We start from the raw sequence: 12,188 nt of genomic DNA on the forward strand, positions 1-12,188 counted from the left end.
AGGATAAGGTCCATACTAACAAACATGAAAATTAAAATATTAATAGCCGATGATAATTCTTTTATTAGAGAAGGTATGAAAATTATTTTAAATACATATGAAGAGTTTGAAGTATTAGATACCGTAAATGATGGAAAAGAAGCTGTAGCGTATTGTAAAAAGTATGAAGTTGATATCGCGCTTTTAGATGTTCGTATGCCAAACATGAACGGGGTAGAGGCGACGAAGTTAATTTGTGAAGAGACAAAAACGAAGCCTCTCATTTTAACGACATTTGATGATGATGAATATATTTTGGACGCAGTAAAAAACGGAGCGAAAGGTTATTTATTAAAAAATAATGATCCGGAGCGTATTCGTGATGCGATAAAAGGAGTTTATAACGGTCAAACTGTTATGCAAGATGTAGTGCTTGATAAAATTAAGTCTAATTTAATGGAAAGTAAAGAGGAAGAATCTAAAATTGATAAGAGCCTTTTCACAGAAAGAGAGCTTAGTATTATCGCATTAATTGCGAAAGGTTTCTCAAATAAAGAAATTTCGAAGCAACTTTTCATATCTGAAGGAACGATTGCAAATTATATTACATCAGTTTTAGGGAAAACTGGACTAGAACATCGCACACAAATTGCGATTTATTACTTAACAGGGAAAGTAGATTAATGTTATGGAATTTTGGTTAACTGTAAGTAAACTTATTGTCTTTTTATATATAGTGTTTAGCTACATTCATTTAAATGTTACGAACTTACCGTGGATTATACTTACTTTGCTTTTATATCTTTCTGTCAATGTGTTGATCTCTATATTTAAAAAAGATACGTACAAAAACATATTAACTTGTGTGTCAATTGGCGTAGTTATGTTATTTACATGGAAGGTTCATCCGTTTTTTATTTTGTTTTTACCTTTGAACTTATATGAAATTGCAAATTATTACATAAAAAAGAAATGGTTAATCTTTTTCATTATGATTCTTCCTATTATTTTTATAGGTGAAGGTATTCAAATGACGTATGGACTGATTAGTGCATTTTGTTTTTTTTCCTTAACGATAGCTCATCGCTATATAGCACGATTATTAAAACTAGAAATGCAAAATGATAAAATGAGAAAAGACATACAAAGACTTACGAAAAGCTTAAATGAAAATAAAGATTACATAAGGCAATCTGAATACACATTTAAATTAGAGGAAAGAAATCGACTATCTCAAGAAATTCATGATAAAATCGGTCACTCAATGACAGGTGCACTAATTCAAATGGAAGCAGCAAAGAGATTAATGGAAATAGATAAAGAAAAATCTGCGGAGTTATTACAAAATGCCATTCATATTTCAAAAGATGGAATTGAAAGCATTCGGATTACATTAAAAAATATGAAGCCACCAACTGAGCAAATTGGTATTCATCGTATGAAATTATTCATAGAGGAATTTGCTGGTAAGCATGATATAAATATTCCATTCGTATATAAAGGGAACTTAGATATGATTTCACCAATTCAGTGGAAGATTATTGGTGAAAATGTTATGGAGGCACTAACAAACGCGATGAAATATGCTGATGCGACAGTCATTTCAATAGATATTCATGTACTGAACAAGATGGTGAAAGTACAAGTGAAGGATAATGGTAAAGGTGCAGCTCTTGTTAAGAAAGGCCTCGGTATTATGGGGATGGAGGAGCGAACAGCGTCTGTAAACGGAAAAATTATTGTAGATGGAACAAGTGGTTTTTCAGTAACGATGTTGTTGCCGATATGAGGGATGAATCATCTCATATGAAAAAAGTGAATAATCTCATGTGAAAAGGGTGAACTTCTGCACTGAGCAGGTTCATTCTTTTTGTTTATAATAAAAGCAGAGAAACCGAAATAGGGGTGAAATGATGAACACATTGGAAATTAAAAATTTAACGAAAAAATTTGGTGATTTCATCGCGGTAGATAATATGTCTTTATCTATTAAAGAAGGAGAAATATTTGGCTTTTTAGGTTCGAATGGTGCTGGTAAGAGTACAACGATTAATATGATTGCTGGTTTGTTAAGAAGTAATGAAGGTGAAATTAGCATATTAGGAAAAAATATAAAGAAACATAATCGATTTGCGAAAATGAATATTGGTATCGTTCCGCAAGATATTGCGATTTATGAAGAGTTAACTGCCTATGAAAATGTGAAATTCTTTGCTGGATTGTATGGATTACGAGGAGCCGAGCTAAAAGCGAGAGTAGAGGAAGCACTTCAATTTGTAGGCCTTAGTGATAAACATAAAAGTTACCCAAAAAACTTTTCTGGCGGGATGAAACGAAGACTGAATATCGCTTGTGCAATCGCACATAGACCGAAGTTAATTATTATGGATGAACCGACAGTTGGAATTGATCCGCAGTCAAGGAACTACATTCTTCAGTCTGTCCGAAAATTAAATGAAATGGGAAGTACGATTATTTATACGAGTCACTACATGGAAGAAGTAGAAGAGATTTGTACGAAAATAGCAATTGTCGATCACGGTAAAGTAATTGCAGAAGGAACGAAAGAACAGTTAAAAGCGATTATTACAGATACGAAAGATATTTGGATTGAAGTAAAGTCAGTAGAAAATTTAGATGTAGAAAATTTAAAAGAGATAAATGGTGTGAAAGCTGTTCAAATTGAAGAGAACGTAATCAAGGTAAACTCGGATGCAGGATTAAATAATTTAAATAAAATTATTCAGCATTTCATTAATCATGACATTGAAATTCGTTCGTTAGAGGAGCAGGCTCCAAACTTAGAAACAGTATTTCTTACGTTAACTGGAAGAAACTTACGAGATAAATAACGGTAAATGAAGAAAAGGTAAAGGGAGGTTCATCAATTGAACATCTTTAACATTGCAGTGATGCACATTAAAAGAGATTTCAGGGACGTAAGAACTTTAGTTTTTATGTTAGCATTTCCAATTGTACTTATGCTTGTGTTAGGAACAGCGTTAACGAATGCATTTAATAGCGATAGTCAATCGTTTAAGGATATACAAGTGCTATATAAAGATGAAGCAAGTAGCACGTTTTCTCAATCATTTGAAGCATTTATGAAAGAAGTCGATAAATCAGGTATTCATTTTAAAAAAGCTTCCGAAGGTATAGATGGGAAAGAAGAAGTGAAGCAAAATAAATATGCTGCTTATGTAGAGTTAAATAAAGATGGTGCAAAATTTTATGGAAGTGACAAAAGTAGTATTGAGGGAAGTATTGTGGAAGGCATGCTTACAACATTTGTTGATAAGTACAACGTAGTGGCCGAAGTTGCAAAAGTAGATCCGAGTAAGGTTAGCGCAGTTATTTCAAACGGAAATCATAATGATTATATTAAAGAAACATCTTTACAAGCTGCTAAAAAACCAGGTTCTATGGATTACTATGCGGTTGTAATGACGACGATGATTGCACTGTACGCTGCAATGGGGGCGAGTTTTTTAATTCGAGGAGAACGAATACGTAAAACAGGAGATCGTTTAATTGCAGCACCTATAAGTAAGGCTGAAATTTTCATTGGGAAAGTGCTCGGTAGTCTTGTAGCGAATGCACTTTGTCTATTACTTGTCGTTTTATTTAGTAAATTTGTTTTTCAAGCGAATTGGGGCGACCATATTGGAATCATATTTATTATTTTACTAACAGAAGTCTTTTTAGCAATTAGCTTCGGTTTAGGAATCGGATATATTACAAAAACAGGTGAGGCATCTAGAGCGATTATTATGGTTGTTGTGCAATTAGCGTCTATTTTTGGTGGTGCGTATTTCGTAGTGGAAGAAAATTCCGTTACGAATTTATCACCATTAACGTGGGCAAACACAGCTATTATGAAAATTATTTATGCAAATGATGTAGGAGCGGCACTGCCGGTAATATCTTTAAATCTTGGGATTTCAGCAATCTTCTTATTAATTGCGATTATTGCATTACGTAGACGGGAGGGGCTATAGTATGAAAGATATTTTATGGCTCATACAAAAAACGTTATCTGTGCTTCTGAAAAATAAAAAGGGGTTACTCATTATTATTAGCTTGCCGATAATAGGAACGCTCATTTCCTTTTCGATATATGGGAATGTAGGGCAAGGAACGTTAAATATTGGGGTTATAAATAAAGAAAATCAACCTATCGCAAATGATACAGTGAAATTTTTAGAAGGACTCAATCATGTAAATGTTAGTAAAATTAAGGAATCTGAAGTGGAAGATAAACTCACTTCAAAAAAACTTGATGGTGTTATTACATTACAGTCTGGCTTTTCTGAAAGTGTTCGAGAAGGGAAACCGAGTCATATTGAGATTTCATCGATTAAAGGCGATCAAGTAACAGGATTTATAAAATCGTATTTATATAACTATGTTGATAACATCGCTGCGATTAGTAAAGTGGCAGGGGCCGATCAAAGTACGTTTAATAGTATGTACGCGGGTTATCAAAAAAGTTCATTTAAAGTAAAGTCTGAGACACTTGAAGATACTTCAAAAAATAAAGATATGACAAATCAAACGATGGGTTATCTTATTATGTTTATGTTATTTTCAGCAGTGAACTTATCAGGATTTATTTTAAAAGAAAAAGAGAACAGAACGTATTTTAGATTATTATCAACGCCGATTGACGGAAAGAAATTTATATTATCTAATGTCGCAGTAAATATGATGATATTAACAGTACAAATTGTAATTGCAGTATTCTTTATGACGAATGTTTTTCACACAACTATAAATATGCCTTTCATAGTTATGATTGGTGTGCTTATGATATTCGCTTTAATTGCAATTGGTTTATCGTTAGTCATTGTGTCTTTTTCAAAAAGTTCAACTGCTTCAAATGCAATGCAAAATATAGTAATAGTACCAACATGTTTACTTGCTGGATGTTATTTCCCGTACGACATTATGCCGAAAGCAGTACAAAAAGTAGCTGATTTCCTTCCGCAGCGTTGGTTACTAGATACGATTTCAAAACTACAGCAAGGCATTCCATTTTCTGAGTTGTATTTAAATATTTTAATTTTATTCGCTTTCGCGATAGCATTCTTCTTAATTGCTATTTATAAGTTTGGAAGAAATAATGATGCGAGGAACTTCATTTAATGAAAAGGTGTGGCGCAATGCCACACCTTTTTGTATTCGCAAATAAAAGTAAGAAAGACATTTCGTATGAAAAAGTAATTTAATGAAACACTACGAAATAGTAAGTAATATGATCGGAAGGAAATCCAAATGATTAAAAAGATATTGCGAGTTACTTCTATTATTATTGCTATTTTCGTTGTTATTTTAATTTGGATGCATATTGACGTTACGCTCGGAAGGAAAATGGAAGCCGGGAAAAACATGCCGACAGAGTATGCACCTCATTATAGTGACTTTCAATTATATGTGGAAGGGAAGTCGTTTTATAAACAGTTATTTACTGATATAAGTGAAGCGAAGCGATCTATTTACACTTATTTTTATATTTTATCGGATGATAAAAGTAGCCATACTTTTTTAAACTTATTAAAGGAGAAGGCGAAAGAAGGAGTAAACGTATATTTATCGGTTGATCGCATTAATGATTTATCATTTGAAAGAAAGATGAAAAATGAATTGCGGGAAAGTGGTGTACATTTTACATATAGTAGAAAACCTGAATTGCCATTCGGATTTTATTCACTTCACCATCGTAATCATCGTCGTATTACGACAATTGATGGGGAGATTGGCTATACGGGTGGCTTTAATATGGGGGATGAGTACTTAGGGAAAGATAAGCGATTTGGATATTGGCGTGACTATCATGTGCGGCTTAGAGGAGAAGGAGCAAAAGATTTAGAAGAGCAATTCGCTTTAGATTGGAAACGAGATACGAAAGAACATATAAAAAGAAGTACGAATAAAGCGAGTAAAGGGAATACATTACATACGATGGTTAGCTACAATGGACATCACGTCGCTGAAAAATATATAAAGTTAATAAAACAAGCGAAGCATTCGATTGTAATTACAACGCCTTATTTTATAGCGAAAAATAAAGAATTAATGAATGCTTTAATTGGGGCGCAAAAGCGTGGTGTTACAGTGAAAATACTATGGTCATATAAACCAGATATTCCTCTCATTAAAGAGGCGGCGTATCCTTATATTCGTCAAGCTGTTAATAACGGGATTACGGTATATGGTTATAAAAAAGGTATGTTTCATGGAAAGTTAATGCTGATTGACAATGAACTAACTGTTATCGGTACAACGAACATAACTGCACGAAGTTTCTATATAAATGATGAGATGAATTTGTATATTCATGGTGGATCTATCGTATCAGAAGTGAATGAGGCGTTAACACAAGATTTTCATGACTCGAAAGAAATGACGAAAGAGTTTTTTGAGAAGTTATCTTTTTGGGAGCGTTGTAAGGAGAAATTTGCGGGATTGGTTGATTTTTATTTATGATGATTAAGGAAGAAAGGGTGTCTATAAAGGACACCCTTTTTTGATGGGAATAACTATTATTCATGCACAAGCATCGAAACATCATCATTAATCAACGTCCCAACATGTTCACCTAAACAAATTCTTTTCATAACGCCAGGCTCATCAAAGTTAAAGACGTGTGCCGGTAAATTATAATCTCGAGCAAGCAATAAAGCTGCTTGATCCATTACTTGTATGTTTTGCCTAACAATATCGTTATAGTTCAGTTTACTGTACATTTTCGCTGATTTATTATGTTTTGGATCACTTGTAAAGACACCGTCTACCCCTTGTTTTGCGACTAAAATGGCGTCGCTATTCATTTCAATGGCTCTTTGTACACTTGGGTAATCTGTTGTAACGAATGGTTGCCCGTTACCACCACCGAATATGACAACATAACCGTTATCTAAATGATGTACTGCACGTAGGCGAATATATGGCTCAGCTACTGCATTAAAAGGGATGGAAGTCATAACGCGTACTTCTCTATCTGTTTTACTTGTTAAAACGCCGCGAAGCATTAAGCTGTTAATAATCGTACCTAGCGTACCGATATTATCAGCTTCTACACGATCAATTCCCCATTCTTCAGCTAGATGACCTCTGAAAATGTTACCGCCGCCGATGACAATGGATACTTCGATATCTAGGTCAATAATGGATATTATTTCGTTTGCGATATGTTCTAATCGTTTGGAGTTAAAGCTATTTCCAGATTGATCAGCAAGTGCGCCGCCACTTAGTTTAATTAAGACGCGTTTATATGGTTTCATAACAATTCCCCCTATATAGATTGCAATAAAAAAGGAACAAAGGCGAATGCCTTTGTTCCTTCGTAAGAAAATGAAATAGAAAAGAAATAGATATGATGAACTTCTTCACGTGATTTTTCATAACATCCACTCCTTTTCATCCCCATTTATTTAGAATACGTATATCTTTTAGATTATACGAAATAATCTGATGTTTTATCAAGGTTATTTTATTTCTTTTTTATAAAAAAGTGTCAATGAATATTATAAGAAATAAATTTGAATTTTTTGTGACAAACTTGTAGGTTTTTGTATGATTTTGTAGGTTGGCTTATATGATGTGTGAGTAGCTTTTATAAATTCAAATTGAAAGCGTTCGCATGAAGGGGATGAACATAAATGAAAAAATTCGGATTGGCAACACAAATTTTTGTCGCGCTTGTTTTAGGGATTGTAGTAGGGGCAGTCTTTTATGGCAATAAAACGGCGATTTCTTATATCACACCAATTGGGGATATATTTATTCACTTAATTAAGATGATTGTAGTACCGATTGTTATTTCAGCATTAATTGTTGCGGTAGCTGGTGTAGGAGATATGAAAAAGCTTGGGAAACTGGGTGGTAAGACAATTCTTTATTTCGAAATTATTACGACGATTGCTATTTTAATGGGATTACTTGCAGCAAATATATTCCAACCAGGTACTGGCGTTGATATGAGTAATTTACAGCAAAGTGATATTTCTTCTTATAAACAAACAGCAGATGCAACAGAGAAGAAAGGCTTTGCAGAAACGATTGTTCATATTGTACCGAAAAATATATTTGAGTCTATTACACAAGGTGACTTATTACCGATTATATTCTTCTCAGTACTATTCGGTTTAGGAGTTGCAGCAATCGGAGAAAAAGGAAAGCCTGTTTTTAACTTTTTTGAAGGTGTGCTCGAAGCGATGTTCTGGGTTACAAATCAAGTGATGAAATTCGCACCATTTGGTGTATTCGCATTAATTGCTGTTACGGTTGCAAAATTTGGTGTAGCAACACTACTTCCTTTAGGAAAACTAGTGCTAGCTGTATACGTAACTGTTATACTATTCGTTGTGATTGTATTAGGTATTAATGCGCGAATGGTTGGAGTAAATATTTTTACATTAATGAAAATTTTAAAAGAAGAACTTATTCTTTCATTTACGACAGCAAGTTCAGAAGCTGTTTTACCTAATATAATGAGAAAAATGGAAGAGTTCGGTTGTCCAAAGGCAGTTGCCTCTTTCGTAATTCCGACAGGTTATACATTTAACTTGACTGGATCGGCTATTTATCAAGCGTTAGCGGCATTGTTTGTTGCACAAATGTACGGTGTACACATGTCACTGACGGAGCAAATAACGCTATTATTCGTTCTCATGTTAACATCCAAAGGTATGGCGGGAGTTCCGGGTGCATCATTCGTTGTTGTATTAGCGACGTTAGGATCAATGGGCTTACCGCTAGAAGGCATCGCATTAATTGCGGGAATTGACCGCATTTTAGATATGATTCGCTCAGCTGTCAATGTATTAGGAAATGCATTAGCTGCCATTGTTATGTCGAAGTGGGAAGGCGAATTCGATGATGAGAAAGCAAAACAATATGTAGAAACGGTCAAACAAACAAAAGCAGCGTAAGAGATTGTTAAGGAGTGAGTAATCATGGCAACATTAACTGAAGTTAAAAATGGAGTACGAATTGAAAAAGATTTTTTAGGTGAAAAAGAAGTACCAAATTACGCGTACTACGGTGTACAAACAATGCGTGCAGTGGAGAATTTCCCGATTACAGGATACAAAGTCCATGAAGGTTTAATTAAAGCGTTAGCAATTGTAAAAAAAGCGGCAGCACTTGCTAATGCAGATGTAGGAAGATTGGAATTGAAAAAGGGTGGTGCTATCGCAGAAGCATCACAAGAAATCCTTGAGGGGAAATGGCATGATCATTTCATCGTTGATCCAATTCAAGGTGGTGCAGGAACTTCAATGAATATGAACGCAAATGAAGTCATTGCCAATCGTGCCCTTGAATTATTAGGAATGGAAAAGGGAGACTATGATTATATTAGTCCAAACAGTCATGTAAATATGGCACAATCAACAAACGATGCATTCCCAACAGCGATTCATATTGCAACATTAAATGCATTAGAAGGCTTATTACAAACAATGGGTTATATGCATGATGTATTTGAATTAAAAGCAGAACAGTTCGATCATGTTATTAAAATGGGTCGTACACATTTACAAGATGCTGTGCCAATTCGTCTTGGACAAGAATTTAAAGCATACTCCCGCGTACTTGAACGTGACATGAAACGTATCAAGCAATCACGTCAACATTTATATGAAGTAAATATGGGAGCAACTGCAGTTGGTACAGGCTTAAATGCAGATCCAGAATATATTGAAGCAGTTGTAAAACATTTAGCTACAATTAGTGAACTACCACTTGTTGGTGCAGAAGATTTAGTAGATGCAACTCAAAATACGGATGCGTACACTGAAGTATCTGCAGCACTTAAAGTATGTATGATGAACATGTCTAAAATTGCGAACGACCTTCGTCTAATGGCATCAGGTCCACGCGTTGGATTAGCGGAAATTATGCTACCAGCTCGTCAACCAGGTTCATCTATTATGCCAGGGAAAGTAAACCCTGTTATGCCAGAAGTAATTAATCAAATTGCGTTCCAAGTAATTGGTAACGACCATACAATTTGCCTTGCTTCAGAAGCAGGACAATTAGAATTAAATGTTATGGAACCAGTACTTGTTTTCAACTTACTTCAATCTATTAGCATTATGAATAACGGTTTCCGTGCCTTTACAGATAATTGCTTAAAAGGAATTGAAGCGAATGAAGATCGCTTAAAAGAGTACGTTGAGAAGAGTGTAGGAATTATTACAGCCGTGAACCCTCATATCGGCTATGAAGCAGCAGCTCGCGTTGCGAAAGAAGCAATTGCGACAGGGCAATCCGTTCGAGAACTATGTGTGAAAAATGGTGTATTGTCACAAGAAGAATTAGAGTTAATTCTAGATCCATTCGAAATGACACACCCAGGGATTGCAGGAGCAACTCTTTTAAAGAAAAATTAAAAGAAGAGGGGGACAATCCCCTCTTTTTTGTTTACAATATAGAAATGCTATATATGAATAGAGGTAGGGATGTTATGAGTAAGTTTACAGTGGCTTCTAATGGTGCATTAGAAACAACATTAAGAGGAGCAGAAGTATTATCAACACCACTTTTAAATAAAGGGGTAGCTTTCACACAAGAGGAAAGAGAAGAGTTAGGTTTAAAAGGGTTATTACCGCCAGCGGTTTTAACGTTAGAAGAACAAGCACGCCGAGCGTATGAACAATTTAGTTCTCAGCCGGATGATTTATTAAAGAATGTATACTTAACAGCGTTACATGATCGAAATGAAGTGTTATTTTATCGTATTTTAACAGAGCATTTACGTGAAATGTTACCGATTGTATATACACCAACTGTAGGTGTAGCAATTCAAAGATATAGTCATGAATACCGTAAACCACGTGGCATTTATTTATCAATTAACGATCCATCAGGTATTGAAGATGCATTTGCAAATATCGGTGCAACAGCTGAAAACATTGATTTAGTCGTTGTAACGGATGGAGAAGGTATATTAGGAATTGGTGATTGGGGTGTTGGTGGAATTAACATCGCAATCGGGAAATTGGCTGTATATACGGCCGCAGTTGGAATCGATCCTAGCCGTGTATTACCGGTAATTTTAGATGTAGGTACAAATCGTGAGGAATTATTAAACAATCCATTTTATATTGGAAATCGTCACCCTCGTATAACAGGTGAAGCTTACGATGAATTTATTGATACGTTTGTTCAAGCGGTAAATAAACAATTCCCGAAAGCACTTCTACATTGGGAAGACTTCAGTTCTCGAAATGCACGAAAAATTTTAGATAAATATCGTCATGACGTTTGTACATTTAATGATGATATTCAAGGTACAGGGGCAGTTTCACTTGCTGCTGTATTATCGGCAGTAAAAGCTTCTGGTGTACCGTTAAGTGAACACCGTGTAGTTGTGTTTGGTGCTGGTACGGCTGGAATCGGTATCGCAGATCAAGTAAGAGATGCAATGGTTCGTGTCGGCTTATCAGACGAAGAATCACATAATCGTTTCTGGTGTATTGACCGTAATGGGTTGGTTACAGATAATATGGAAGATCTTCTTGATTTCCAAATTCCATATGCAAGAAAAGAAGCTGAAGTAAGTGATTGGAAACAAAATGATGCTATCGGACTTGCTGAAGTTGTGAAACATGTAAAACCGACAATTTTAATTGGTACATCTACTGTTGCAGGCGCATTTAAAGAGGAAATTATTAAAGAAATGGCTTCTCACGTAGAAAGACCAATCATTTTACCAATGTCGAATCCAACGCCACTTGCTGAAGCGAAACCAGCAGATTTAATCGAGTGGACAGAAGGAAAAGCATTAGTTGCAACAGGAAGTCCGTTTGAACCGGTTACATATAACGGTGTAACGTATGTGATTGGACAGTCAAATAACGCACTTATTTTCCCAGGACTAGGTCTTGGTACAATTGTTGTTCGTGCAAGCGTCATGACGGATGGAATGTTCGCAGCAGCAGCAGAAGCAGTTGCAAGTATGGTAGATACAAGTCAGCCAGGAGCGCCTATTTTGCCAGAAGTTGAAGAGTTACGTAATATCTCTGAACTGGTTGCGATTGAAGTAGCGAAAGTTGCAGTTGCAGAAGGTGTTGCTAGAGAGAACTTAAGTGATGACGATATTAAGATTGCAGTAAAAGAAGCAATATGGGAACCGGAGTATCGCCAAATAAAAGCGGTAGAAAAGGTTAGAATATAGAAATAAAGCCCGTTTATAATTATAA

At 35.2% G+C, this 12,188-nt stretch carries 10 protein-coding genes; 9 read left to right on the forward strand and 1 reads right to left on the reverse strand.

All coding sequences use genetic code 11. From position 1 onward, the window contains the following. Positions 1-24: 24 nt before the first annotated feature. The 6 genes from MKX37_RS08705 to cls all read left to right on the forward strand — a co-directional run bounded on the left by MKX37_RS08705 (position 25) and on the right by cls (position 6,465). Entirely contained in the window at positions 25-663 is a 639-nt protein-coding gene (locus MKX37_RS08705; protein ID WP_002012250.1) for a response regulator transcription factor, read from the forward strand. A gap of 4 nt (positions 664-667) precedes the next feature. After that, on the forward strand, positions 668-1,768 hold the full coding sequence (locus MKX37_RS08710) for a sensor histidine kinase (protein WP_078203058.1): 1,101 nt from the start codon (positions 668-670) through the stop codon (positions 1,766-1,768). Between the two features lie 124 nt (positions 1,769-1,892). Then, entirely contained in the window at positions 1,893-2,831 is a 939-nt protein-coding gene (locus MKX37_RS08715) for an ABC transporter ATP-binding protein (RefSeq protein ID WP_002086377.1), read from the forward strand. A gap of 36 nt (positions 2,832-2,867) precedes the next feature. Then, complete coding sequence (locus tag MKX37_RS08720; protein ID WP_078421918.1) at positions 2,868-3,977, forward strand: ABC transporter permease; 1,110 nt, start codon at positions 2,868-2,870, stop codon at positions 3,975-3,977. 1 nt (position 3,978) lies between these two features. Next, on the forward strand, positions 3,979-5,124 hold the full coding sequence (locus tag MKX37_RS08725; RefSeq protein ID WP_002086373.1) for an ABC transporter permease: 1,146 nt from the start codon (positions 3,979-3,981) through the stop codon (positions 5,122-5,124). Between the two features lie 129 nt (positions 5,125-5,253). Then, on the forward strand, positions 5,254-6,465 hold the full coding sequence (cls, locus tag MKX37_RS08730) for a cardiolipin synthase (protein WP_078421917.1): 1,212 nt from the start codon (positions 5,254-5,256) through the stop codon (positions 6,463-6,465). 56 nt (positions 6,466-6,521) lie between these two features. On the opposite strand, the gene pyrH is transcribed toward cls, so the two are convergent. Then, on the reverse strand, positions 6,522-7,262 hold the full coding sequence (gene pyrH / locus MKX37_RS08735; RefSeq protein ID WP_002168682.1) for a UMP kinase: 741 nt from the start codon (positions 7,260-7,262) through the stop codon (positions 6,522-6,524). Positions 7,263-7,640: 378 nt separating this feature from the next. Here pyrH and MKX37_RS08740 point away from each other — a divergent pair, with 378 nt between their 5' ends. The 3 genes from MKX37_RS08740 to malS all read left to right on the forward strand — a co-directional run bounded on the left by MKX37_RS08740 (position 7,641) and on the right by malS (position 12,163). Next, positions 7,641-8,912: a cation:dicarboxylate symporter family transporter gene (locus MKX37_RS08740; RefSeq protein ID WP_002086365.1), complete on the forward strand. Its 1,272-nt coding sequence runs from the start codon at positions 7,641-7,643 to the stop codon at positions 8,910-8,912. 24 nt (positions 8,913-8,936) lie between these two features. Continuing rightward, the gene (gene aspA, locus MKX37_RS08745; RefSeq protein WP_002012229.1) at positions 8,937-10,376 is read left to right on the forward strand and encodes an aspartate ammonia-lyase; all 1,440 of its coding nucleotides are present in this window, start codon (positions 8,937-8,939) and stop codon (positions 10,374-10,376) included. Between the two features lie 74 nt (positions 10,377-10,450). Further along, a complete protein-coding gene (gene malS / locus MKX37_RS08750) occupies positions 10,451-12,163 on the forward strand; it encodes an oxaloacetate-decarboxylating malate dehydrogenase (RefSeq protein WP_002012227.1) in 1,713 nt (570 codons plus the stop codon). The last annotated feature ends 25 nt before the right edge of the window (positions 12,164-12,188 follow it).

It is taken from the genome of Bacillus sp. FSL R5-0709 (assembly GCF_038004785.1).
In the GTDB taxonomy this organism is placed as follows: Bacteria; Bacillota; Bacilli; order Bacillales; family Bacillaceae_G; genus Bacillus_A; species Bacillus_A mycoides.

What these genes read in the sequence shown, in the direction of transcription:
- malS (WP_002012227.1), top strand. Translation starts at nt 10,451, where the DNA reads ATGAGTAAGTTTACAGTGGCTTCTAATGGTGCATTAGAAACAACATTA.
- MKX37_RS08715 (WP_002086377.1), top strand. Translation starts at nt 1,893, where the DNA reads ATGAACACATTGGAAATTAAAAATTTAACGAAAAAATTTGGTGATTTC.
- MKX37_RS08705 (WP_002012250.1), top strand. Translation starts at nt 25, where the DNA reads ATGAAAATTAAAATATTAATAGCCGATGATAATTCTTTTATTAGAGAA.
- aspA (WP_002012229.1), top strand. Translation starts at nt 8,937, where the DNA reads ATGGCAACATTAACTGAAGTTAAAAATGGAGTACGAATTGAAAAAGAT.
- cls (WP_078421917.1), top strand. Translation starts at nt 5,254, where the DNA reads ATGATTAAAAAGATATTGCGAGTTACTTCTATTATTATTGCTATTTTC.
- MKX37_RS08725 (WP_002086373.1), top strand. Translation starts at nt 3,979, where the DNA reads ATGAAAGATATTTTATGGCTCATACAAAAAACGTTATCTGTGCTTCTG.
- MKX37_RS08710 (WP_078203058.1), top strand. Translation starts at nt 668, where the DNA reads ATGGAATTTTGGTTAACTGTAAGTAAACTTATTGTCTTTTTATATATA.
- MKX37_RS08740 (WP_002086365.1), top strand. Translation starts at nt 7,641, where the DNA reads ATGAAAAAATTCGGATTGGCAACACAAATTTTTGTCGCGCTTGTTTTA.
- pyrH (WP_002168682.1), bottom strand. Translation starts at nt 7,262, where the DNA reads ATGAAACCATATAAACGCGTCTTAATTAAACTAAGTGGCGGCGCACTT.